At 47.7% G+C, this 23,992-nt stretch carries 27 protein-coding genes; 20 read left to right on the top strand and 7 right to left on the bottom strand.

The window, feature by feature from the left end:
- Positions 1 to 50: 50 nt before the first annotated feature.
- The 6 genes from N530_RS0104330 to N530_RS0104305 all read left to right on the top strand — a co-directional run bounded on the left by N530_RS0104330 (position 51) and on the right by N530_RS0104305 (position 6,098).
- Positions 51 to 812: a phosphatase PAP2 family protein gene (locus N530_RS0104330; RefSeq protein WP_026479712.1), complete on the top strand. Its 762-nt coding sequence runs from the start codon at positions 51 to 53 to the stop codon at positions 810 to 812.
- A gap of 393 nt (positions 813 to 1,205) precedes the next feature.
- Positions 1,206 to 2,225, top strand: a complete 1,020-nt coding sequence (locus tag N530_RS0104325) for an amino acid ABC transporter substrate-binding protein (RefSeq protein ID WP_026479711.1) — start codon at positions 1,206 to 1,208, stop codon at positions 2,223 to 2,225.
- Between the two features lie 68 nt (positions 2,226 to 2,293).
- Entirely contained in the window at positions 2,294 to 3,487 is a 1,194-nt protein-coding gene (locus tag N530_RS0104320; protein ID WP_371179692.1) for an amino acid ABC transporter permease, read from the top strand.
- Positions 3,488 to 3,490: 3 nt separating this feature from the next.
- Positions 3,491 to 4,627 carry an amino acid ABC transporter permease gene (locus tag N530_RS0104315; RefSeq protein WP_026479709.1) on the top strand — a complete coding sequence of 379 codons (1,137 nt, stop codon included), beginning with the start codon at positions 3,491 to 3,493 and terminating at the stop codon, positions 4,625 to 4,627.
- A 10-nt stretch (positions 4,628 to 4,637) separates the two neighbouring features.
- The gene (locus tag N530_RS0104310; RefSeq protein ID WP_018687777.1) at positions 4,638 to 5,438 is read left to right on the top strand and encodes an amino acid ABC transporter ATP-binding protein; all 801 of its coding nucleotides are present in this window, start codon (positions 4,638 to 4,640) and stop codon (positions 5,436 to 5,438) included.
- 36 nt (positions 5,439 to 5,474) lie between these two features.
- Entirely contained in the window at positions 5,475 to 6,098 is a 624-nt protein-coding gene (locus tag N530_RS0104305) for a DUF2459 domain-containing protein (protein WP_162150933.1), read from the top strand.
- Here the strand turns inward: N530_RS0104305 and N530_RS17405 are convergent.
- A complete protein-coding gene (locus tag N530_RS17405) occupies positions 6,053 to 7,189 on the bottom strand; it encodes an FAD-dependent oxidoreductase (protein WP_051540755.1) in 1,137 nt (378 codons plus the stop codon). The two genes, N530_RS0104305 and N530_RS17405, sit on opposite strands and share 46 nt — an antisense overlap.
- Positions 7,189 to 7,437, bottom strand: coding sequence for a zinc-finger domain-containing protein (locus tag N530_RS0104295; RefSeq protein WP_018687780.1), 249 nt, complete (start codon positions 7,435 to 7,437; stop codon positions 7,189 to 7,191). Before N530_RS0104295 ends, N530_RS17405 begins: the two co-directional genes overlap by 1 nt.
- A 108-nt stretch (positions 7,438 to 7,545) precedes the next feature.
- Here N530_RS0104295 and N530_RS0104290 point away from each other — a divergent pair, with 108 nt between their 5' ends.
- The 3 genes from N530_RS0104290 (at position 7,546) to N530_RS0104280 (ending at position 9,505) form a co-directional block, all read left to right on the top strand.
- Positions 7,546 to 8,304, top strand: coding sequence for an alpha/beta fold hydrolase (locus tag N530_RS0104290; RefSeq protein ID WP_026479707.1), 759 nt, complete (start codon positions 7,546 to 7,548; stop codon positions 8,302 to 8,304).
- Between the two features lie 75 nt (positions 8,305 to 8,379).
- Positions 8,380 to 9,195 carry a serine O-acetyltransferase gene (gene cysE / locus N530_RS0104285; protein ID WP_026479706.1) on the top strand — a complete coding sequence of 272 codons (816 nt, stop codon included), beginning with the start codon at positions 8,380 to 8,382 and terminating at the stop codon, positions 9,193 to 9,195.
- Positions 9,196 to 9,283: 88 nt separating this feature from the next.
- Positions 9,284 to 9,505, top strand: a complete 222-nt coding sequence (locus tag N530_RS0104280; RefSeq protein WP_035266389.1) for a DUF3126 family protein — start codon at positions 9,284 to 9,286, stop codon at positions 9,503 to 9,505.
- 14 nt (positions 9,506 to 9,519) lie between these two features.
- On the opposite strand, the gene N530_RS0104275 is transcribed toward N530_RS0104280, so the two are convergent.
- Positions 9,520 to 10,266, bottom strand: coding sequence for a hypothetical protein (locus N530_RS0104275; RefSeq protein WP_026479704.1), 747 nt, complete (start codon positions 10,264 to 10,266; stop codon positions 9,520 to 9,522).
- Positions 10,267 to 10,357: 91 nt separating this feature from the next.
- Here N530_RS0104275 and N530_RS0104270 point away from each other — a divergent pair, with 91 nt between their 5' ends.
- Positions 10,358 to 10,690: a hypothetical protein gene (locus N530_RS0104270; RefSeq protein ID WP_026479703.1), complete on the top strand. Its 333-nt coding sequence runs from the start codon at positions 10,358 to 10,360 to the stop codon at positions 10,688 to 10,690.
- A gap of 43 nt (positions 10,691 to 10,733) precedes the next feature.
- Positions 10,734 to 11,261, top strand: coding sequence for a gamma carbonic anhydrase family protein (locus N530_RS0104265; RefSeq protein ID WP_026479702.1), 528 nt, complete (start codon positions 10,734 to 10,736; stop codon positions 11,259 to 11,261).
- Here N530_RS0104265 and N530_RS0104260 read toward each other — a convergent pair.
- Genes N530_RS0104260 through N530_RS0104245 form a run of 4 tightly spaced genes read right to left on the bottom strand, consistent with a single transcriptional unit; the run spans position 11,258 to position 14,122 of the window.
- On the bottom strand, positions 11,258 to 11,677 hold the full coding sequence (locus tag N530_RS0104260; RefSeq protein WP_026479701.1) for an HIT family protein: 420 nt from the start codon (positions 11,675 to 11,677) through the stop codon (positions 11,258 to 11,260). The genes N530_RS0104265 and N530_RS0104260 overlap by 4 nt on opposite strands.
- Positions 11,674 to 12,894 carry a GNAT family N-acetyltransferase gene (locus tag N530_RS0104255; RefSeq protein ID WP_051540754.1) on the bottom strand — a complete coding sequence of 407 codons (1,221 nt, stop codon included), beginning with the start codon at positions 12,892 to 12,894 and terminating at the stop codon, positions 11,674 to 11,676. The genes N530_RS0104260 and N530_RS0104255 overlap by 4 nt, the downstream gene beginning before the upstream one ends.
- Before the next feature lie 50 nt (positions 12,895 to 12,944).
- Positions 12,945 to 13,661 (bottom strand): glycerophosphodiester phosphodiesterase family protein, encoded by a 717-nt coding sequence (locus N530_RS0104250; RefSeq protein ID WP_026479699.1) that lies wholly within the window; start codon positions 13,659 to 13,661, stop codon positions 12,945 to 12,947.
- Positions 13,658 to 14,122: a RidA family protein gene (locus tag N530_RS0104245; protein ID WP_018687790.1), complete on the bottom strand. Its 465-nt coding sequence runs from the start codon at positions 14,120 to 14,122 to the stop codon at positions 13,658 to 13,660. The genes N530_RS0104250 and N530_RS0104245 overlap by 4 nt, the downstream gene beginning before the upstream one ends.
- A 107-nt stretch (positions 14,123 to 14,229) precedes the next feature.
- On the opposite strand from N530_RS0104245, the gene N530_RS0104240 reads away from it, so the two are divergent.
- The 9 genes from N530_RS0104240 to bamA all read left to right on the top strand — a co-directional run bounded on the left by N530_RS0104240 (position 14,230) and on the right by bamA (position 23,964).
- Positions 14,230 to 15,057, top strand: coding sequence for a cell envelope integrity EipB family protein (locus tag N530_RS0104240; protein WP_026479698.1), 828 nt, complete (start codon positions 14,230 to 14,232; stop codon positions 15,055 to 15,057).
- A 158-nt stretch (positions 15,058 to 15,215) separates the two neighbouring features.
- Positions 15,216 to 15,989, top strand: coding sequence for a 30S ribosomal protein S2 (gene rpsB, locus N530_RS0104235; RefSeq protein ID WP_018687792.1), 774 nt, complete (start codon positions 15,216 to 15,218; stop codon positions 15,987 to 15,989).
- A gap of 161 nt (positions 15,990 to 16,150) precedes the next feature.
- The gene (gene tsf / locus N530_RS0104230; RefSeq protein ID WP_371179691.1) at positions 16,151 to 17,071 is read left to right on the top strand and encodes a translation elongation factor Ts; all 921 of its coding nucleotides are present in this window, start codon (positions 16,151 to 16,153) and stop codon (positions 17,069 to 17,071) included.
- 138 nt (positions 17,072 to 17,209) lie between these two features.
- The gene (gene pyrH, locus N530_RS0104225) at positions 17,210 to 17,932 is read left to right on the top strand and encodes a UMP kinase (protein ID WP_026317171.1); all 723 of its coding nucleotides are present in this window, start codon (positions 17,210 to 17,212) and stop codon (positions 17,930 to 17,932) included.
- An 89-nt stretch (positions 17,933 to 18,021) separates the two neighbouring features.
- Complete coding sequence (gene frr, locus N530_RS0104220) at positions 18,022 to 18,582, top strand: ribosome recycling factor (protein ID WP_018687795.1); 561 nt, start codon at positions 18,022 to 18,024, stop codon at positions 18,580 to 18,582.
- Positions 18,583 to 18,661: 79 nt separating this feature from the next.
- A complete protein-coding gene (locus N530_RS0104210; protein ID WP_018687796.1) occupies positions 18,662 to 19,387 on the top strand; it encodes an isoprenyl transferase in 726 nt (241 codons plus the stop codon).
- Positions 19,384 to 20,199, top strand: coding sequence for a phosphatidate cytidylyltransferase (locus N530_RS0104205; protein ID WP_026479696.1), 816 nt, complete (start codon positions 19,384 to 19,386; stop codon positions 20,197 to 20,199). Before N530_RS0104210 ends, N530_RS0104205 begins: the two co-directional genes overlap by 4 nt.
- A gap of 33 nt (positions 20,200 to 20,232) precedes the next feature.
- A complete protein-coding gene (gene rseP, locus N530_RS0104200; RefSeq protein WP_035266382.1) occupies positions 20,233 to 21,387 on the top strand; it encodes an RIP metalloprotease RseP in 1,155 nt (384 codons plus the stop codon).
- Between the two features lie 192 nt (positions 21,388 to 21,579).
- Positions 21,580 to 23,964, top strand: a complete 2,385-nt coding sequence (gene bamA / locus N530_RS0104195) for an outer membrane protein assembly factor BamA (protein ID WP_026479694.1) — start codon at positions 21,580 to 21,582, stop codon at positions 23,962 to 23,964.
- Positions 23,965 to 23,992 lie beyond the last annotated feature (28 nt).

Raw genomic sequence — 23,992 nt, 5'->3', positions numbered from 1 at the left:
TAGAATTGGAAAGAGTGTATCAATCTGTCAGGCAGATTAACCGTCCCAAGATGTTTGACGACACGGCGCTCAATATAAGCGTGACCGCAGACAAAGTGTGGATGCGTTCTTGCGGCAGAAGGCGTAATAATAGTTTAATAATTTGGCCTGATGAATTCACTGTCTTTGTGGTTGTTGCCGCTGCTTTCGTTTTTCTGGCAGGTCATTTTGACAGCCAAATCTCTCTTCATATGCGTCACACGAACAGCGAATTTTATGCGTTCCTGCGCAATGTCACCGATGCGGTAAAAGCGCATTATTATCTCATTCCAGCAGCGCTTATCATGGTAATCATTTCGTCGTGTGATTGGCGATGTCGTAATCTACAACGGCAAAAGCTGCTTGTGCGTTCTTATGAGCGTGCGGCATTCATCTTTGTTGCGATCTTAGTGCCTGGCATAATTGTAAATATTATCAAGCAATGTGTGGGAAGGGGACGGCCGCGCACATTTGATGAATTTGGCGCTTATATTTTCTCGCCTTTCGAATTCTCGCACGTCTTTCAAAGTTTCCCCTCTGGGCATTCAGCAACGGCCGGCTCGATTGGTATGATTATCGCGCTTTATATGCCTGCAATTCGCTGGCCAGCATTGATCGTTTTCTCATTTTTGGGCTTCGCAAGGGTTGCGGCCAATGCACATTATTTATCCGATGTTATTGCTGGTTATTTGATCGGCGCCATGATGACGCTTGTGTTCGCGCGGTGGCTGGCAAGCCGGTCGGCAATGTTCAGGCTCATGCCGAATGAGCTATTTCCCGTTCTTAAATGCTAATCTGATTATCCTAGGTAACGTTCTGAATGTGGCTGCGAATCACAATGCGCGTTCAAGAGAACGTCTCGTTTGCGATGGCAGATGATTGAGCAAACGCCTTCTTTTTAGTCGTGTTGCAGCAACACTGTGCGCAATGCCTTTATATCGTACAAATGCAAGGTGACCCAGTTCCATAATGGTACGCTATTTAGCTATCTATGTAGAAAATATGGTTTTTTACTTGACGGTTACGTAGTTTTAGCTTTGGATATGTCTTGGGTATTGGGAGGTACTGATAATTGTTCGTGATCTGGCGAGGGCCTCATCGCGAAATTATACAATCACATTCACAATAAATTATTTAGTACTCAGGCCCGTAAATCACAACTTGAGAAACCAAGGGGTTCAACTCATATGAAAACGAAAATTTTTACAGGAATGCTTGCGTCAGCTGCACTCGCACTAAGCGCATCAACAGCTTCTGCTGCAACGCTAGACGATGTTAAAGCTAAAGGCTTTGTACAGTGCGGCGTTAGCACAGGACTTGCAGGCTTTTCTGCTCCGGATGATGCCGGCGAATGGTCTGGTATTGATGTTGAATACTGCCGTGGTGTTGCTGCTGCTGTCTTCGGTGATCCAACGAAAGTTAAGTTCACAGCTTTGACTGCTAAAGAGCGCTTTACAGCTCTTCAGTCTGGTGAGATCGACGTTCTTTCACGTAACACAACATGGACAATGAGCCGCGACACGCAGCTTGGTTTGAACTTTGCTGGCGTAAACTATTACGACGGTCAGGGCTTCATGGTTCGTAAGGCTCTCGGCCTTAACTCAGCTCTTGAACTTTCAGGCGCATCAGTTTGCGTACAAACAGGTACAACAACTGAATTGAACCTTACTGACTACTTCAAAGCTAACAACATGGAATATAAGCCAGTTGTTTTCGAAAAACTTGAAGAAGTGAACGCAGCTTATGCAGCGAACCGTTGTGACGTTTACACAACTGACGCATCTGGCCTTTATTCAATCCGTTTGACACTTGAAGATCCAGATGCACACACAGTGCTTCCTGAGATCATTTCAAAAGAGCCTCTCGGTCCTGTTGTTCGTCAGGGCGACGACCAGTGGTTCAACATTGCAAAATGGACACATAATGCAATGGTCAACGCTGAAGAGCTTGGTCTTACATCTGAAAATGTTGATCTTGAAAAAGACAGCGACAACCCGAACATCAAACGTCTGCTCGGTGCAGAAGGCGACTTCGGTGAATCAATCGGCCTAAGCTCTGATTGGGCATACAACATCATCAAAACTGTCGGTAACTACGGCGAAGTTTTTGATAGAACAGTTGGTGCTGGTTCACCGCTGAAAATTGAACGTGGCACAAACGCTTTGTGGTCTAAGGGTGGTTTGCAGTACGCACCGCCAGTCCGTTAAGAGCTACGAAATATCATGGCCCATCCCTTTGGATGGGCCATTTTGTATTATAAATTCACATGCGTTTGGTGATTGAAACAATGAATAACGACAGCAATGCTCAAAGCAGTAAAGCTTCGCTTTTATACGATCCCGTTGCACGCTCTATATTTTTCCAATGTCTGACTGTCGCTATTGTTGCTTGGCTCGTTTATGCCGGCGTGAACAATGCGATCACAAACCTTGAGAAAGCAAATGTTGCCTCTGGCTTCGGCTTTCTGACGGATCGTGCCGGCTTTGATATAAGCCAGTCATTGATAGAATATACGAATGACAGTTCCTATTTACGCGCCTTTTATGTCGGTTTGACGAACACATTGCTCGTTTCAGCTCTCGGCATATTTTTTGCGACAATTATTGGGTTTTCTGTCGGCATCGGTCGTCTCTCTAAGAATTATCTCGTCCGTAAAATCTGTATGATTTACGTCGAGACTTTGCGTAACATACCGCTACTTTTACAGCTTTTGTTTTGGTACAAAGCCGTATTGGGTGTGTTGCCGAATGTGCGCGATGCGATGCAAGTCGGCGATATTTTCTTAAGTAACCGTGGCCTTGCCATTCCAAAATTCATTCCAGAAGCAGGTGCGTCTGCCATTTTATGGGCTGTGATTATTGGTGTAATCGCCGCTGTGATTATCGGAAAATGGGCTAAACGCCGCCAAATGGCGACAGGGCAGCAATTTCCAACGATTATGGTTGGTTTTGCCTTGATCGTGGGCCTACCGTTGATCGCTCTTATTGTAACAGGTTTCCCGTTTACAATTGAAAATCCAAAACTTGGCGGATTTAACTTCAATGGCGGTTCGGTTGTCTTGCCGGAATTTGTCGCTTTGTTGCTTGGTTTGTCACTTTATACAGCATCCTTTATCGCTGAAATTGTGCGTTCCGGCATCTTGGCTGTATCCAAAGGTCAGACAGAGGCTGCTTACGCGCTGGGTGTTCGTCCGAACATTACAATGCGTAAAGTGATTGTGCCTCAGGCGATGCGCGTGGTTATTCCGCCGCTAACAAGCCAATATTTGAACCTTACCAAAAACTCGTCTTTGGCGGTTGCGATCGGATATCCTGATCTTGTTGCTGTTTTCTCCGGTACGGTGCTGAACCAAACCGGTCAAGCGGTTGAGGTTGTTTTGATGACAATGCTTGTCTATCTGGCGATTTCACTCATTACATCGACCTTCATGAACTGGTTTAACAGCCGCGTATCGCTGGTGGAGAGATAAACCATGGCACAAGATCGAAATCACTCACTTGCATATATAAGAACTGAAATGGTGCAGGATCAACCTGCACCCATCAACGCCAAAGGCCCTGTCGCTTGGTTGCGTCAGAACCTTTTTGCAACAATCCCGGATACATTATTCACGATCTTTGCATTATTGCTGCTCGTTTATATTATCCCGCCTATGTTTCGCTTCCTGATTACGGATGCGATTTGGACGGGTGACAGCCGAGAAGCCTGTATTGTGCCAGGTGCTGGCGCTTGTTGGGCCTTTGTCGATGCAAAATTTGCTCAATTTATGTATGGGCGTTACCCATTCGAAGAGCGTTGGCGCGTTGATTTAACAGGTATCCTTTTGGTTGCTGGCGTAATTCCGCTCGCAATGCCATCTGTGCCTTATAAAAAATGGAACGCGATTTTTGTTCTGATTATTTTCCCAATTTTGGCGTTCATTTTGCTAACGGGAAAATTCGGACTAGAGCCGGTTCAAACCTCACTATGGGGCGGCCTGTTGGTCACGCTCGTCGTTGCCATTGTCGGCATCGTCGTTTCGTTTCCATTCGGCATATTCTTGGCGCTTGGGCGCCGCTCTAATATGCCAATCATCAAGATGCTCTCGATTATCTTTATCGAGTTCTGGCGCGGTGTACCGCTTATTACGGTGCTGTTTATGTCGTCGGTAATGCTACCGTTTTTCTTGCCCGATGGTGTTTCTTTCGACAAATTGCTGCGTGCATTGGTCGGTGTGACACTGTTTGCTTCAGCCTATATGGCAGAGGTTATTCGGGGCGGGTTGCAGGCAATTCCAAAAGGTCAGTACGAAGCGGGTGACGCTATGGCCCTGACATTTTGGCAGAGCACACGTCTTATCATCTTACCGCAGGCGTTGACGCTGGTTATTCCAGGCATCGTGAACACCTTTATTGGTCTGTTTAAGGATACGACACTTGTTCTGATTATTGGTATTTTCGATCTTCTAGGCATTGTTCAGCTTAACTTCACGGATGCGAACTGGGCCTCTTCGAAAACACCTGCGACAGGCTTGATCTTCGCAGCTATTATTTACTTCATTTTCTGTTTCGGCATGTCACGCTATTCCATGTATATGGAACGTCGTCTCGACACTGGCCACAAAAGTTAGGATTACTAAAATGGCAACTGATAACGCCGTAAAAGACGAAAAGGGCGTCGATCGCTCAAAAATGCAAGTGTCAGATACTGAAGTGGCCGTTGAAATTGACGGTATGCACAAATGGTATGGCGACTTTCATGTGCTCAAAGACATCAATCTAAAAGTCATGCGCGGCGAGCGCATTGTTATTGCTGGACCGTCAGGTTCCGGTAAATCGACAATGATCCGCTGTATCAACCGTCTGGAAGAACACCAGAAGGGCAAGATCGTTGTTGATGGAATTGAGCTCACCAATGATTTGAAAAAGATTGATGAAGTGCGCCGCGAAGTTGGCATGGTGTTCCAGCACTTCAACCTTTTTCCGCACCTCACGATTTTGGAAAACTGTACTTTGGCGCCAATTTGGGTGCGTAAAACGCCCAAGAAAGAAGCTGAAGAAACAGCAATGCACTTTCTTGAGCGCGTTAAAATTCCTGAGCAGGCACATAAATATCCTGGCCAGCTTTCCGGTGGTCAGCAGCAACGTGTGGCGATTGCACGCTCTTTGTGTATGAACCCACGCATTATGCTGTTTGATGAGCCAACATCAGCGCTTGATCCAGAAATGATCAAAGAAGTGCTCGATACAATGGTTGGTCTTGCGGAAGAAGGCATGACAATGCTTTGCGTAACGCACGAGATGGGCTTTGCTCGTCAGGTTGCGAACCGCGTGATTTTCATGGACCAAGGTCAGATTGTTGAACAGAACGAACCAGATGAGTTCTTTGACAATCCGCAACATGAACGCACAAAATTGTTCTTGAGCCAGATCTTGCATTAATTGCTGTTGCGTATCTTTAAATATTTAGCGGGCGCCGTGATCATCTTGATCGCGGCGCTTTTGCTTGGGTCCGTGCCTTTGCCTGCTACCATCAGTAATGATGTTCAAGGCGATGAGACCATCACGATCTATGTTCTTTCTAACGGCTTTCACTCAGATATCGCCGTGCCGCGGCTTGGCGGTGACACGTTTGAACGGTTGGGCCTTATAGAAGATGATTATCCCGTCCAACTTGACCAAGTTGAATATTGGGCTTTTGGCTGGGGATCGAAAACCGCTTACACCAGCTTGATGGCCGTATCAGATTTAACACTTAGCATCGCTGCAAAAGCACTCGCATTTGATGAATCTGTCATGCACATCACGCCGCTTGGCGCTTTGGCGGCAGGGGAAAATGTATATGCGTTCGAAATATCTGTGCCGCAATATGAAGCTTTGCTTGAAAACATGAAACGCTTCTTCGCAAGCACGGAGCCACTGGATGTCACACAAGGTTTTGGCGATCGCTTTTATAAAGGCAAGGGGCGTTTTGCGCCTTGGCTAAGCTGCAATACATGGACGGGCAGACGCTTGCGAGAAATTGGCATTGGCGTAGGCGTGTGGACACCAACATCTCAATCGCTTGAGTTCGGGCTCCAAGCGGTTGCAACAAAGCCGTAAATCCAGTTTTGCCGCGCCATAAGACGTTTTGCGCCAAGTAGTGCCATGCTCGAATTGCGTGCCAGCGCCAGCGGTGCGGGCAGGTGGTAAATATGCTTGTTTTGCCGTGCCAGCGCCGCAACTTTTTCTGAGCGCTTGCCGCGAAAGCTTGCCCATTTTTGCAATGATTGAGAATCATCGTCCAATTTGGCGATGGCCGTCGCCAAGGTAAAAGCATCTTCGATCGCCATAGCGCCGCCCTGCGCTGCAAAAGGTAGCATTGCATGCGCTGCATCACCCATAAACACAAATGGAGCGCTTATGCGGCTGGGTAAGCGCGGCGCAGCGCGCAGCGGCCAATCAAGCCATTCTTGGTCGCCCTTAAACAATGGCGTCCATTTGGATGACCATTGATCAAAACCATCATTGATGTGAGTTCCGACAGGTAGAATCGCAACCGCATTCAGCTCTAAGCCTGATGCGATGGGGTATGTTACCAAATGCGCCGAACGTCCAAGACACAAAGTCGTTGAATGATTTGAGAAAGCTTGAGGCCGCTCGTTCATCGGCACTGTCGTACGCCAAGCAATAAGGCCCGTATCAACGGGTTCCAGCGCAAAACATTGCTTGCGCAGTTTGGAGTTCACACCATCGGCCGCAATCACAAGATCGAAAAAATCGCCGAATATATCAGCTTGGCCATTCTCAAGCGGCACGCGTTCTATTTGTGCGCCAAGATTAATCGCAATGAGAGGCGAGCGCTCACAGGCTTGCGCTAATGCTAATTGAAGGTCAGCGCGGTGAACCGACAGATAAGGCGCGCCGAATTGTTTTTCGATTGATGCGCCCAAAGGCAATTGCACGATATGGCTGCCCGAACGGCCTGCATAAATCTCGATTGAACGCGGTGCACTGGCAAAACCATTGATTGCCGACATTAAACCAAGCGCTTGAAGCGGTTTTACCGCATTGGGCGATAGTTGAATGCCAGCACCAACTTCTTTTAAAGCTGTCGCTTGTTCAAAAATTGTTGAACTAATGCCGCGCGCAGCCAACGCAAGGGCGCAACTAAGCCCCGCAATACCGCCACCAACAATGGCGATCTTACGCATTAAGCAGCTTTAGAAATATCAAACGCACACCCTAGCGGTGTCGTTTCTTCAGCCTTAAGTGCGCTATTGTAAACGTAAAGTGTTGAGCAATAAGGGCATACTTTTTCTGAATCGCTACCCATATCCAAAAACACATGTGGATGGTCATAAGGTGGTAAAGCACCAATGCACATGAATTCCTTCACGCCAACTTCAATGCGCGCATGTCCTTCACTATTATGGAAATGAGGTGTTTTGCCGCCAGCCATGCTAAATTCTCCGCTATATCGCTCAAAAGCTATTGTCTTTCTATGCTCTAGCCAATCTTGAATAAAATTTCTACATAGCAAATTGGCTTTCTCAACCTTGGATCAACAATGCCTGACTTTATTCATGACGAATTGAACTTCGAATTCCTCGATGAAGGACCGCGCGACGGTGCGCCGATTTTACTGATTCACGGCTTTGCCTCCAATAAACGGGTCAATTGGGTAAGCCCCGGCTGGGTGCAAACGCTCACGGGCGCCGGATACCGCGTGATTGCACTAGACAATCGCGGTCATGGTGGCAGTGACAAGCCACATGAGCCAGAAGCCTATATGCCGGAAAAAATGGCCGATGATGCCGCAGCCTTGCTGGATCATCTTGATATCGCGCAGGCCCATGTCATGGGCTATTCGATGGGCGCACGTATTTCGGCGTTCTTGGCGCTCCGTCATCCTGATAAAGTAAAGAGCGTGATTTTCGGCGGCCTTGGCATCGGCATGGTCAAAGGTGTCGGCGAATGGGACCCAATTGCTGATGCGCTGCTTGCGCCTTCGCTTGATGATGTAACACACGAGCAGGGGCGTACTTTCCGCAAATTTGCCGACCAAACAAAATCAGATCGATTTGCGCTAGCAGCATGCATAAAAGCATCGCGCACATTGGTTTCTGAAGATGATATCGCCAAAATAAAAGCACCAGCGCTTATTGCCGTTGGCACAAAAGACGATATTGCAGGCGATCCTGGCGCGCTGGCAGCACTTATGAGCAATGCGCAAGCCTTTGAAATCGAACGCCGAGACCATATGCTAGCGGTGGGCGATGCATCGTTCAAAAAAACTGCATTGAGCTTTTTAAATGATCAACTTTGATTGATTTAGCTCCCGTGTTACTTTTGTGCTCTAAATGATGCTCAAAATGAGCTGCAACGAATAATGGAACTGACAATGTCATCTTCAAATCCAAGCGCCGCGCGTGAAAAGATCAACCCTGTTGATCCCATCTGGTCGTCCATTCGCCATGAAGCGCAGGACGCGATCAAAGATGAAACATTGCTTGGCGCATTCATGTATTCGTCGATACTCAACCACAAAACGCTTGAAGACGCCGTTGCGCACCGGATAGCTGAACGTCTTGATCATGCCGATGTGCCTGCCGATATTATTCGCCACGCATTTGGCGAACTTGCGCAAAGCGATGATCAGTTCGGTCATTTTATGCGCGTCGATATTCAAGCTATCTATGACCGTGACCCAGCTTGCCAACGCTATTTGGAGCCTGTGCTCTATTTCAAAGGCTTTCACGCCATACAAGCGCACCGTCTTGCCCATTGGCTTTTAAACAATGGTCGCCGCGACATGGCGCTTTATATTCAAAGCCGCTCTTCATCGGTGTTTCAAACAGATATCAATCCGGCTGCGCGCATCGGTAAAGGGATATTCCTTGATCATGCAACCGGACTGGTTGTTGGCGAAACTGCGGTAATTGGTGATGATGTTTCTATTTTGCACGCTGTAACGCTTGGCGGTACGGGCAAAGAAGGCTCTGATCGCCATCCAAAAATTGGCAATGGTGTGTTGATTGGCGCGGGCGCAAAAATTCTTGGCAATATCAAAATTGGACATTGCTCAAAAATTGCCGCTGGTTCTGTCGTTTTGGCTGAAGTGCCGCCGATGAAAACGGTCGCTGGCGTGCCTGCAAAAGTTGTTGGCGATAGCGGATGTTCAGAACCATCACGCGCGATGGACCAATTGATCGGGTAATCCAAAACAATCCTTGTACCAAGAGGTTGCGCTGAATCAACGAGCATGGTTCACAGCGATCACTTAATTTATAACAAATAGCCGGAGAATGAGCGTGAACGCTGACGAATTAGCACTGCTAACAAAATATTTTCGCAAGACATTTAACAACCCAACATTGGCTGTCAAAGCGCGTCCTAAGATCAAAGATTCCGCTGAGCTTTATATGGGCGAGGAGTTCTTGGGCATTGTAACGAAAATCGTTGATGAGGGCGAAACCTCTTACGATCTTTCCATGTCTATCTTGGATTTCGACCTCGAAGATCTTTAAGCGTTCTAAACTAATTATTTGCCGGCTGATATGCGGTCGGCAAATGCATTGAGTTCTTTTGAGAAGCTCTGCCATTCGACAAGCTGCGATGTAGCAAAACGAAATTTCGCTTCAGATGTATTGCCGATAAATATATCTGTCTCGCACGGCAAAAGCAGTCCGTCGCCGCCGACAGTCGACATTTGGCATCGCGCAATAAATTCTGGGCGATCTGTGCCTTGCGCCAAGCCGTAAACAAGCTTTTCATTCACATAACCATATTCATTCAGCAGCGGTGCAACATAAAGGCCGTTGTTCATCTTCTTGATTTTCGTTTGATCGATCGCATCGAGATAAACGGGCTGAAAACGATCCGCCATGTCAAGAAAACTGCGGCGCTTGGTGACGCTCGCCAAAACCAGCTGAATTTCTTTTGGGTTGGCTTCACGAAAAGCAGGGGCAAGTTCGACAGTGTAGCCGCTTTGCGAAGGCCAATGGATATAAAGGTCAATGCGTGACGTGCTGCCGCCAATGCGTTGGTTCGCATGCCGGATCATATTGGTCGGAATTTGAAAGCTATCGCTACCAATGCTGATCGGCAAAGTGGTTTCATCCGTTGAATGGCCTGCATGGCTCATTCGCTCGCCATAGAGCGGGCCAAATAAATACAGCGCCAATGACAAGACAGCCAGAATGCCAAAGGCAGTAAATACCCGCCAAACGATGTGAGGCAGGCCGTGGCTTATAACTTCTTGCGATGGGTTCATGGCCTGAGCGGACATTAACTACTCCGATAGAGTCTGGAATCAGGTGCTAGGCACACCCTCTATTGAGCAGTATCATGGTAAATAGTTAGTAAAGAGTGTGCGTGTAATGTTTGTTTTGATGATGATTATCGCCGGAATGGCGGTGGCGCTGGCAATATATTTTCTATTGTCGGCCATATTCGCCGCCGAGCCTAATATGGATATTCACACTGTTGAAAATCTAGGACTTGTCTTTTCAACATTTGTTTTTGCATTTTGCGGACCCGTTTTGGTTTTAAAGCTCTGGTTTTTCGATGAAAATCGACATGGAGAAGAAAAGTCAGGGGGCTTGGCACTTATCGCAAATGGCACGATTGCACTTTTGTGGAGTGGCGTTTTAGGCTTCATCGCAACACGTTCAGCCTATCTTGCGCTTGAACCGTCGCTGTTGAATATTTAGGCTTAGTAACACAGCACACATTGAACAGGTTCGGAGCACTCAAATGACGCTATATAATTTGGCTGACAAAAAGCCTGAATTTCAAGGTGATGGACCAGCATTTATTGCTGATGACGCGCAAATTATCGGCGATATTGTGCTGGGCCAAGACACTGGCATCTGGTTTGGCGTGGTACTGCGCGGTGACAATGAACAAATCAATATTGGCGCGCGTACCAATGTGCAGGAACATGTCTGCATGCATACTGATATGGGCTATCCGCTGACAATCGGCGAGGGGTGCACGATTGGCCACCGCGCCATGTTGCATGGTTGCACAATTGGCGAAAATTCGCTGATCGGCATTGGCGCAATTGTTTTAAACGGCGCAAAAATTGGCAAAAATTCGCTGGTTGGTGCTGGCGCGCTTGTCACAGAAGGCAAAGAATTTCCCGACAACAGCTTAATTGTCGGTTCTCCAGCCAAGGTTGTGCGAACTCTGGATGAAAATTCAGCACAAAAACTGCGCGATTCTGCCGTAAATTATGTGCAAAATGCCAAACGTTTCAAAAAAGACCTCAAAGCGCTCTAAAGCGCATTGCGGATTTTCTCTGCATGGCCAGCCAATAGTTCATGATCTGCCATTTCACCTGCATGACGTTTAAGCGGCACGCCTTCATAACGTGGAATAATGTGAAAATGCAGGTGAAAGACAGTTTGGCCAGCCGCTTCTTCATTGAACTGATGGATAGCAACGCCGTCCGCATCAAATGCTTTTTTGACCGCAACGGCGATCTTTTGCGCCACAACGATCAAGCCGCCGAGTGTCATAGGAGCAGCATCGAGCAAATTGCGCGATCCAGTTTTCGGTATAACCAGACAATGCCCGTTTGATTCAGGCATCACATCCATAAATGCAAAAGTATCATCATCTTCATAGATTTTGTGAGATGGAATTTCACCAGCTATAATCTTGTTGAAAATATTATTGGGATCATACTGCGTCATGCGTTTCTACTCTTTTTAAAAGGACTGTGATCGCTGAGAATCGTTCCGAAATGTGCCACTTCTGCACGCTCATGTTCAAGGTAATCCGCAACAGCGCGGCTAAAACTTTCATTGGGGAGATAATGCGCAGAGTGCGTGATGGTTGGCATATAGCCGCGTGCGAGCTTGTGCTCGCCTTGCGCGCCAGCTTCCACATATTTCAACCCACGCTCAATCGCAAAATCAATCGCTTGGTGGTAGCAAACTTCAAAATGCAAAAACGGATGATTTTCTGTGCATCCCCAATGGCGGCCATAAAGCGTATCGCCGCCAATAAAATTGATCGCGCCAGCAATATATTGGCCATCGCGTTTTGCCATAATCAGTAAAATATCATCCGCCATTGTATCAGCAATGAGGCTGTAAAACTGACGGTTGAGATAGGGCCGCCCCCATTTGCGCTCACCGGTATCTTCATAAAACACATAAAAAGCATCCATGACTTCTTCGGTAATATCGGAGCCCGTTAGCCATTCAATCGTGATGCCGTTTTGCAGCGCGTTCGCACGTTCTTTCTTCAAGTTTTTGCGTTTGCGTGATGCCAGCGTGCCCAGAAAATCATCATAAGTTGCATAATTATCATTGCGGAAATGAAACTGCTGATCCATCCGGTGCAAGAAACCCGTAGCCTTTAAAGCGGCAATATCGGCTTCTTCACCAAAAGTAACATGTGCGGATGAAAGATTAAGCTGCTGCGTCAATTGCGTAATCGCTTGCGCCAAGGCTGCACGCTCCGCATCCACATTGACTGAATTGGAAACCAAAAGGCGCGGGCCAGTCGCGGGCGTAAAAGGCACAGAAGCCTGATATTTGGGATAATAACGGCCACCGGCGCGCTCATAGGCATCTGCCCAAGCATGATCGAACACATATTCGCCTTGGCTGTGTGACTTGATATAGCCAGGCACAACGCCGTGTATGGTTCCCTTATTATCTTCTAAAACAAGATGCTGCCCCAACCAGCCGGTGTCACGAATAGCGCAGCCTGACGTTTCAAGCGCACTCAAAAAATCGTGACTTATGAAGGGGTTATAAGGAATACTAGATTCAGTTTTTGAAGCGCCAGAAAGCTTTGCCCAATCATGATCACTGATTGCGCTGATCTTTTCCTGCACCCGAATTATAAACTCGGCGTCAGAAGACGAATTAGATTCGGGGGCAGGCGGTGTTTCACTCATACAGACAGATTTAAGGCTGCGAGATACATGTGCAAGGCATGAAAACGCATTTACGGTAAAAAGCCTTCAAAAGTCATCTGATCTGCATGCTGTTTAGTCAGCTCAACATCTTCCGGTGTGCGAACCGTCCACGTGATGACAGGCATTTTGTGCGTTTCACGCATTTCAGAAACAAACGCATTGGGCAGCTCTTTGACGTAGAACGAAACAAATTCAATTCCATAGTCTAGCGCAGCACGGTGTTTCTCTAATGCATCTTCTGTCATGCCCATTGCTGTTAAGCCCAGCGGCTGCTTTGAACCTGTATCGCGGAATGCTTGCAGCAAATCATGCTCAAAGCTCATAACAGCTATCTCGCCATCATAATCCTGAACTGCATCTGCAACCGCATTGGCAAGACGAATGGCATCGGCTTGATTGCCATCGCCCTTCATCTCGATCACGACCGGCACTTTGCCGCCCACAGCGCCAAGCACTTCTTCAAGCGTGTTGACGACATCATTGGTGCCGCCAAGCTTAATTTTAGCAAGATCAGAAGCGCCAAGTGCTTTGAGGGCGCCTTGGCTTGCGGTCACGCGGTCCAATGTGCTGTCATGAAACACCATTGCGCGGTCATCATTTGACAGCTGAACATCAAGTTCAATGGCATAGCCATGCTCAACAGCGCCAAGCATTGCGCCCATTGAGTTCTCAAACACAGCATTATTGCCATCGTGCAAACCACGATGAGCAATTGGCTGGCGCGTTAGAAACGATAAATCGCTCATTTGACTTCGATAATCGCTTCGATTTCAACCGCAGCATTAAGAGGCAGCACAGGAACACCAACCGCTGAACGCGCATGAAAGCCAGCATCACCCAAGACTTCTGCTAGAAAATCAGATGCACCATTTGCAACCAAGTGTTGATTGCTGAACTCAGGATCAGAAGCGACAAATACTGTGATTTTCACAAGGCGTTTGATGTTTTCCAAATCACCAAGGGCAGCTTTGGCCTGTGCCAAAATATTGATTGCACATTGGCGTGCTGCTTTTTGACCAAGTTCGAGATCAACGTCTTTGCCAAGTTTGCCTGTTGCAATCAGCTTGCCATCTTCAAGCGGCAGCTGGCCGGATGTCAGTAAAAGTTCACCAGAGCGAATCCATGGCAAGTAATTCGCAGCAGGAGCCGCAGCCTCTGGAATTGTTACGCCCATTGCTTCCAAACGTTCTGAAATTGTACCGCTCATTGAATGCTCCTGTTAACCTGATGCAAAAATTGATTGTAAATAAATATCTTCTGCCTCGCTTCTGCCACGAGAAATTCTATATTCAAGTCAAATCTTAGAGGAAACCTATGCGTCCAATTTTTACCAAGTATCAAATTGCCTTATCTTGTGCAGCACTGGCGGGCTTTATTGTGCCGGCAAACACTGCTTTTGCTGAGGTTAATCTCGTGCCGCACCGCGCTGTCTATGACGTCAACTTAGACGAAGCATCCGAACGCAGCGGTATAAATGGCATGAGCGGGCGTATCGTTTATGAGTTTCGTGGCTCAACCTGTGAGGGCTACACGACGAGTTTCAGATTTGTGAACCGTGTTACGGCGCGCGGCGAATCAAATGTTACCGATCAACGCACCTCCACATATGAAGACGCTGAGGGTGAAAATTTCCGCTTTGTCACGCAAACCTATGTAAACGACAAGAAAGACCGTGAGATCGAAGGCAGGGCTGTTTCGAAAAAAGACAACACGGCCGTGGCACTGGCAAAACCTGACGAGGTTAATCTGGAATTGTCGCCAGCGATGTTCCCAACGGCTCATATTGTTGACTTGCTCAACCGCGCAGATGCGGGTGAAACCTTTTTTGAGCTGCCAATATTTGACGGTTCTGATGGCGGCGACCGTGTGCTCTCAACGACAGTCATCGTTGGCTCTGAACAGACAAATGCAGATGAAGACAAGACTGTGCTGGGCGCAATGGCAGATGATGATTACCGCAAGGTGACAATCTCTTATTTTGACAAGGCCGATAAACAAGAAGCGTTGCCGGAATATACAATTGCTTTTAAACTTTACGACAATGGCGTGACCCGTGATTTGGAAATGGATTATGGTGAATTTTCATTGACAGGAAAGATTACAGACCTTGAGTTGATTGAAGCGGAAAGCTGCGAAGGCTAGTTTCTGCGACGCTCTATTGCATTTAAAGGCGCTGTGCGTTAAGGCAGCGCCATTCCACACACGGAGTCTGTGTGTTTTGGGGAGAAATCCCAAAGCACCACCGGTTGCAACATAATGTTGCTTCTCTCCGTGGAGGCTAAACCGGAAAGGAAAATACGATGGCATTGCCAGATTTCTCAATGCGTCAGCTCCTAGAAGCAGGCGTACACTTTGGTCACCAGACACACCGCTGGAACCCAAAAATGGCTAAGTACATTTTTGGTGACCGTAACAACGTTCACATTCTCGATCTTTCACAGACTGTTCCGCTTCTTTCAAACGCGCTTAAAATGGTGTCTGACACTGTTGCAGGCGGCGGCCGCGTTCTTTTCGTTGGTACAAAGCGTCAGGCTTCTGAGATCGTTGCAGACGCTGCAGAGCGCTCAGCACAGTACTACGTAAACGCACGCTGGCTCGGCGGCATGTTGACGAACTGGAAAACAATTTCCAATTCAATTCAGCGCCTTCGTAAACTAGACGAATTGCTTGCTGGCGAAGGCCAAGGCTTTACGAAGAAAGAGCTTTTGAACCTCACACGTGAGCGTGAAAAGCTAAACCGCGCACTTGGCGGTATCAAAGACATGGGCGGCGTGCCGGACCTTATGTTTGTTGTTGATACCAACAAAGAAGCAATCGCTATTCAAGAAGCGCACCGCCTGAAAATTCCTGTTATCGCGATCGTTGACTCAAACTGTAACCCAGATGTTGTTGACTTCCCAATTCCAGGTAACGATGACGCAGCACGCGCAATTTCACTTTATTGCGATCTTATTGCTAAATCAGCGCTTGACGGCATTGCACGTCAGGCCGGCGCATCAGGCATCGATATTGGTGGCATGGTAGACGCACCAGTAGAAGAAGCTTTGGCTGAAGAAGCTGCACCTGCTGAATAAGCGTTAAACGCTTGAATTTATAAGCCATGTGCGGATGCAAATTAGCTTCCGCACATGCACTTTCATAAAACTGATGAAAATCACGTTCAGAGCACCTATTTAGGGTCTGATCGAAAATAAGCCGCATGTATTTTACATGAGCGGCACAAGAGGTAATGAAAATGGCTACGATTACTGCAGCAATGGTAAAAGAACTGCGCGAAGCATCTGGCGCAGGCATGATGGACTGTAAAAAAGCACTTCAGGAAAACGACGGCAATATTGAAGCCGCGATGGACTGGCTTCGCACAAAAGGTATCGCGAAAGCGGACAAAAAAGCTGGCCGTACAGCCGCTGAAGGTCTTGTTAGCGTGAAGAGCGAAGGCACTGACGGCGTTGTTGTTGAGCTAAACTCTGAAACTGACTTTGTTGCACGCAACGATGACTTCCAAGCGTTGGTAACTGGTGTTGCTGGTGCAGCTATAGGTACAGACGGTTCAGTTGAAGCTGTTCTTGCAGCTGACCTTGGCGGCAAAAGCGTTGATGGCGCGATCAAAGACGCTATCAGCACAATCGGCGAAAACATGAACCTACGTCGCACTGCAAAGTTGAGCGTTGGTTCAGGCGTTGTTGCATCATATGTGCACAATGCTGTTGCAACTGATCTTGGTAAGCTCGGTGTTCTTATTGCTATCGAAACAACTGGCGATGCAGCTGCTGCGCAAGCAATTGGCCGCCAAATCGCTATGCATGTTGCAGCGACTAACCCACTTTCAATCAGCCCTTCTGATCTTGATCAGGATGTTGTTGAGCGTGAACGCGCTATCTTCTCAGAGCAGGCAGCCGCTTCAGGTAAGCCAGCCAACATTATTGAGAAAATGGTCGAAGGCCGTATCAACAAATTCTACGGTGAAGTTTGCTTGTTGAACCAAGCATTCGTTATCAACCCTGATCTTTCTGTTGAAGCTGCTCTTAAAGAAGCTGAAAAAGAAATCGGCGCACCTGCTAAAATTACTGGCATGGTACGTTTCGCTCTTGGCGAAGGCGTTGAAAAAGAAGAAAGCGACTTTGCTGCAGAAGTAGCAGCGGCTGCAAAAGGCTAAAACAATTCCTGCTGGTTATCTTGTTAAGAAAACCTTTGGTTTGAATTGAACATTTATAGGGCATCGCGTGACAACGCGGTGCCCTTGTTGTATCGAAAGTACGAATCCACACGCCCACATTGAAAGTAATATAGAACGATGACGGACACGCCTCTCTACAAACGCGTTTTGATTAAGGTCTCGGGAGAGGCATTGATGGGCGATCAAGGCTTCGGCATTGATGTTTCTGTTGCAGACCGAATTGCCGGTGATATCAAACAAGCCCGCGACTTAGGCGTGGAAGTTGCAATCGTTATTGGCGGCGGCAATATTTTCCGCGGTGTTGCTGTTGCCTCGCGCGGCGGTGACCGCGTCAGCGGCGACCATATGGGCATGCTAGCCACTGTGATCAATTCTGTGGCGCTTCGTACATCACTTCAAAAACATGGCATTGACGCCGTTGTTTTATCTGCGATTGCGATGCCAGAAATCTGCGAGAGTTTTTCTCAGCGCAAAGCAATGGCTTACATCAATACAGGCCGTGTCGTGATCTTTGCTGGCGGTACTGGCAATCCATATTTCACAACCGATTCTGCATCTGCTTTGCGCGCTGCAGAAATTGGCGCGGATGCCTTGTTCAAAGGAACGCAAGTCGACGGCATCTATTCAGCCGATCCGAAAAAAGATCCGGCAGCAACGCGCTTTGATAAGCTGACACATAAAGAGGTTTTGGATAAAGGCCTCAACGTCATGGATGTCGCGGCCGTTGCGCTTACACGCGAAAACCACATTCCAATTATCGTGTTCTCGATCCACGAAAAAGGCATGTTTGCCGAAATTTTGAATGGGCGCGGACGCGCAACAGTTGTAACCGAGGTGTAGTCCTCATTTTGATCAATATTGGTGCACATAGACTGTATAATCAGGACTATATGCACAGGGCGAAAGCATAACTATAGGGGTTTAGCCAGATGAGTAATGAATATGATTTGGCGGATTTAAAACGCCGTATGGAAGGCGCAATCAATGCATTTTCCGGTGATTTGGCAGGTTTGCGCACGGGGCGTGCTTCGGCCAGCTTGCTCGATCCAATTATGATTGATGCGTATGGCAGCCAAATGCCAATCACGCAGGTTGCCAACGTCACAGTGCCAGAACCACGCATGCTTGCCGTTAATGTTTGGGACAAAGGCATGGTTTCTGCTGTGGAAAAAGCAATCCGTGAATCAACGCTCGGCCTTAACCCGATGACAGATGGCACGACAGTGCGCGTTCCATTGCCGGAGCTCAACGAAGAGCGTCGCCGCGAACTTGTGAAAGTTGCCAACCAATATGCGGAAAATGCGCGTATTGCTGTACGCCATGTGCGCCGTGACGGTATGGATATCCTCAAAAAGCTGGAAAAAGACGGCGATTTGGGTAAGGACGAAGCCCGCGCTGAATCTGAATCAGTGCAAAAACAAACCGACGGTTTTATCGAGCGCATTGATAAAATGTTGACCGAAAAAGAGCAGGAAATTTTGCAGGTTTGATCATTTGCGGCTTAATTTTAGTCGCAAATCCAAATGAAAGAGGAGCTTTGCAGATTTGCTGAATGACACACCCGCCAACATGACACAGCCAGTGAACCATCTTGCCATTATTATGGATGGCAATGGGCGCTGGGCTGCCGCACGCGGAATGCCGCGTACATTCGGTCATAAAGCGGGTGTTGAGGCTTTGCGCCGTACCGTAAAGTCTGTTCCAAAATTTGGCATCAAGCACCTCACTTTATATGCGTTTTCATCTGAAAACTGGTCGCGGCCAGCCGACGAGGTCAAAGATCTCCTTGGCTTGCTCAAGCTTTATATTCGGCGTGATTTGGCCGAACTTGCTTCAAACGGTGTTCGGGTGCGCATCATCGGCCGCAGAGAAGGTTTGCGCCCTGATATATTGGCGCTGATTGAATCTGCAGAAGAAAAAACCGCGCATAATACTGAACTTAATTTGAATATCGCCTTTAACTATGGTGGGCGTGATGAAATTGTTCGCGCGATGCAAACCATCATAGACGACCCGTCTGGACCCGTCGCAAACGGAAAACCTGTTACCGAGCAACATATTTCAGCCGTCATGGATACTGTTGCCAGCCCTGATCCTGATTTAATTCTTAGGACAAGCGGTGAAATGCGTTTGTCTAATTTCTTGCTTTGGCAGGTTGCCTATGCAGAAATGGTGTTTCTGGATTGCATGTGGCCAGACTTCGACGAAAGCCACTTGGAAGAGGCTATTCAAGAGTTCACACGGCGCGAGCGCCGCTATGGCGGTGTTGAAGCCGTAAAAGGCGCTATATTATGAGCGAACTTTATTTACGCGTTGTCTCCGGCATTGTTATGGCCGTTGTGTTTTTATTCGCCATCTTTATGGGCGGCTGGCTTTTTGCGGCTCTCATTGGCGTTATGTCGGCAATTATTTGGTCTGAATGGACCAATATTATGCTGCCCGACGGGGATGACCGCGCAAAGCTCGTCGGGTTTGTCTGTATCGCCATTATGACGATCGCCTTGTTATTCTTTTCAGGAACGTTTCTGTTTATAACAATTATTGCGGCATTCGGGATTGCAAGCAGCCTATTGCTATCTTGGTCTGGTGGAACCCGCGGCGTATCCGGTCTTTTATATGCCGGTGGTTTTTTGATCGCGATGGTGAGCCTGCGCGGCGGATTTGAAAGCACAGCCGGATTGATTGCTATCCTTTATTTGTGCGTCACCGTCTGGTTCACAGATATAGGTGCTTATTTTGTGGGAAGACTTGTTGGCGGGCCCAAGCTTGCGCCTTCAATATCTCCTAATAAAACAATGTCAGGGGCAATGGGCGGTATCATTGCTGCCGCATTTGGCGCATGGATCATTATCATTGTTTCTGGGGTGCACAACCAAGGCGGCTTATTGCTGTTGGCCATTGTGCTCTCGGCTGTTTCCCAAATGGGTGACCTGTTCGAATCTGGCATTAAACGGCGCGCAGGCGTTAAAGATTCCGGATATATCATCCCAGGGCACGGCGGTATGATGGACCGGGTCGACGGCCTACTTTTCGCTGCAATTGTATTGTGGGTGTTCAGTGTCGTTATCAATGGTCTGGTTGCACCAGCAACAGCATTGTTTGTTTAACGCGTTAGCGCGATTCTATTATAGGTAGTTTTCATGGAATTTGTCTCCAGCCTGATATCAACAGATGGATTTATATTGGGCACACTTGTGCCTTTCCTCTTCGTGTTGACCATCGTGGTGTTCATTCACGAACTTGGGCATTACTGGGTAGGGCGCTTATGCGGTATTGGCGCGACGACATTTTCCGTGGGCTTTGGCCCAGAGATATTCGGCATTAATGATAAGCGCGGCACACGCTGGCGCCTGTCTCTCATACCGCTTGGCGGCTATGTTAAGTTTGTTGGCGATATGAATGCCGCCTCAACGACGTCTACCGAGCATGATCCGAATGCAAAACTGTCTGAAGCAGATCAAGCGCGCGCGTTTCATAACAAAGCAGTATGGCGGCGCGCAGCAACTGTTGCAGCAGGTCCGATTGCTAATTTTATTTTAGCCATCGTAATATTTTCAGTAATTACAGCAACATATGGCCGAACAATTGCAGATCCCATTGTTGCCGAAGTGCGTACGCAAAGCGCGGCAGAAGCTGCTGGCATTGAAGTTGGCGATATTTTTGTTTCTGTTGACGGTGCAGCTGTTGAAACATTTTCTGATGTTCAGCGCTATGTCGCACCGCGCGCCGAGACGCCGATTGTCATGCGTATGCGCCGCGGCGATGAAGAACTTGATTTGACCGTTACGCCTGAGCGTTTGGAAATTGAAGATCGCTTCGGCAATAAAATGGAGCAGGGCATTATTGGCGTGACCAATAATTCGGAAGTCGGCAATTTCCGTAATCGCGAATATGGCATCGGTGAGTCGCTGTGGATGGGCGTGAAAGAAACCGGCTGGGTTATCGCGCGTACAGGCGGTTATTTGTCGGGTGTTGTCACAGGACGTGAAAAGGCAGATCAAATTGGCGGTCCAATTCGCGTCGCTCAGGTTTCGGGGCAAGTTGCCACACTTGGATTTGCAGCTTTACTCAATCTGGCGGCGATTTTATCGGTTTCAATCGGTCTTTTGAACCTGCTGCCGATTCCAGTACTTGATGGCGGCCATCTATTGTTTTATCTTTGTGAAACTGTCTTAGGAAAGCCACTTTCAGAGCGAACACAGGAATTCGGATATCGGATTGGATTCGCGCTGATTCTTGGTTTGATGGTCTTTGCGACGTGGAACGACGTGACTCGCATTTTTAGCGCTAGTTGACGTGAAAATCATGGTTTTTTAACCATAGGAACGAGAAATTAGTGGCTAAAACGTCACGGAACGGCACAAGGTAAAGGCTTTTTAACCCTAAAGCTTGCGTGTATGTAAAAAGACTGTAATACGACTTAGATAACTGTGGAATAGGTGCGCCTGTGCGTGCGAACAAACAGACAATAGTGGGGAAGTAACCGCATGAGAGCGGCTAGAAAATTACTAAACGCGGCATCGATATTTGCCTTATCCGTCACACCAGCTGTTGGCGGCGCTATTCTTCTTCAGGCTGTCAGCGTATCTGCTGCACAAGCAGCCGTTGTACGCTCGATTTCAGTGAGCGGTAATCAACGTGTTGCCGATGCAACGATTGCTGATTTCGTCGGCTATAAATCTGGAAAGAATTTTTCAGGTTCTGAAATCGACAGCGCTGTTAAAGCACTTTTCCGTACAGGTCTATTTTCTGATGTGTCTGTAAAGACGTCAGGTTCAACACTGGTTATCAGTGTTGTTGAATACGGCACGGTCAATCAGGTGCTCTTCCAAGGTAACCGCAAGCTAAAAGACGATCGTCTTTCTGCGGTTGTGCGTTTGCGTTCACGCGAACGTTTTGACCAAGAAACACTTGATGCTGATGTTGACGCCATTGTTGAGGCTTACAGCCGCACTGGCCGTTCTGACGTTGAAGTCAACGCAAGCGTTGTTGATTTGGGTGAAAACCGCGTCAACGTAATCTTCCAGATTGCTGAAGGCGGAAAAACGAAAATTTCGCAGGTCAACTTTGTTGGTAACAATGCGTTTGGTGATCGCCGCCTCCAAGGCATCATTTCAATCAAGAAAACAAACTTGTTGTCATGGTTCACACGCACGGACGTTTATGACGACCAGCGTTTAGCCGCAGACGAAGAACAGCTTCGCCGCTTCTATTTTAACCGTGGCTATGCAGATTTCCGTGTGATTTCTTCTTCAGCGAATGTTGACCCTGAAACAGGCAATCTCGCCATCAACTTCGAAGTTGATGAAGGTGAGCGCTATGCATTCGGCAATATTGATATCGACAGCACGGTTTCTGGCGTTGATCCAGAGGAGCTGAAACGCTCTGTAGAAACCCGCGACGGCAAAACATACAGCGCAAAAGATGTTGAAGACACGCTTATCGCAATGTCTGAAAAGCTTGCCGCTAAAGGCTTTCCGTTTGCGGAAGTGACGCCTGTTGGTAACCGCAATTTCGAAAACAACACAATCGACGTTTCCTACATCGTTGACCAAGGCCAGCGCGCCTATGTTGAACGTATTGAAATCGTTGGTAATACAACAACACGCGATTATGTTATCCGCCGTGAATTTGATCTGTCAGAAGGCGATGCTTTCAACCAGATTCTGATCCGCCGTGCGCAGAAGCGCTTGGAAGCATTGGACTTTTTCCAACGCGTTGAAATCACAACACGCGCAGGCTCACAGCCAGACCGCGTTGTTATCGTTGTACAAGTTGCAGACAAGCCAACAGGTGAGTTTGGTATCGGCGTTGGTTACTCAACCGGCAGCACGGATACATCTGATAAGGGCGTAAACTTTGAGGGTTCAATCTCTCAGCGTAACTTCCAAGGTCGCGGACAGGCAATTCGCTTTGCTGTTGGCGGTGGTGTTGATACCCGCACTTATAACGTATCCTTCACAGAGCCTTATTTCTTGGGCTACCGCATGTCGGCAACTTTCCGTGCGTTTAGAAGCACAAACACCTATAAAGATGAAGATTACGATAGCGCGACAAATGGCGGCTCAGTAAGCTTCGGCTTGCCAATTACGGATAATTTCAGCGCCAATTTCGGTTATTCTTATTCGCAAGACGAATATACTGCCGACGGCAATTGTATTACCGGAACCGGTGCCGTCGATAATTCTCTTGCTAGCTGTACTTTGCCAGATTCCATTCAAACGGAATTTGATGCAGGCCGAAACCCATATACACGCTCCGCAATCAATTATGGCTTTGTCTATAATTCAATTGATGATCGCAATGATCCGCATGAAGGTATTTATGTAACGGTTCAGCAGCAAGTCGCAGGTTTAGGCGGCGATGCACGCTACATCAAGACAACAGCTGATGGACGCTATTATCAGACGCTTTCTGAAGAGGCTGACATTGTCGGGTTCTTGCGCGCAGGCGGTGGTAACATTACTGGCCTTGGTGAAGACATTCGATACTTTGACAATCTACGTATGGGACCATCGCGTCTTCGTGGTTTTGCCAATAATGGTATCGGACCTGTTGATGCAGCTGGAAATCATCTCGGTGGTAAGAACTATTTGAACTTTACTGCTGAAGCACAGTTTCCTCTGCCTGCTATCCCGCGTGATCTAGGCTTTAAAGGTGCTGTGTTTGCTGATGCAGGTACAGTGTTTGGAAGCGACCTTGCTGGCGTAAAAGCCGGTACTGACGATATGAAATTCCGTACGTCAGCCGGTATTAGCTTGATTTGGCAGTCGCCATTTGCACCACTGCGTGTTGATTACGCTTTCCCGATTTCGAAAGAAGACTCGGACAAAGTACAGAAGTTCAACTTCTCTGTGTCTTCAGCATTCTAAATTAAAAAGTCCGGCTAAGTGCCGGACT

The sequence above is a fragment of the Ahrensia sp. 13_GOM-1096m genome (assembly GCF_000620605.1).
Classification (GTDB): Bacteria; Pseudomonadota; Alphaproteobacteria; order Rhizobiales; family Rhizobiaceae; genus Ahrensia; species Ahrensia kielensis.
This window is presented reverse-complemented; position numbering and strand designations above follow the sequence as displayed.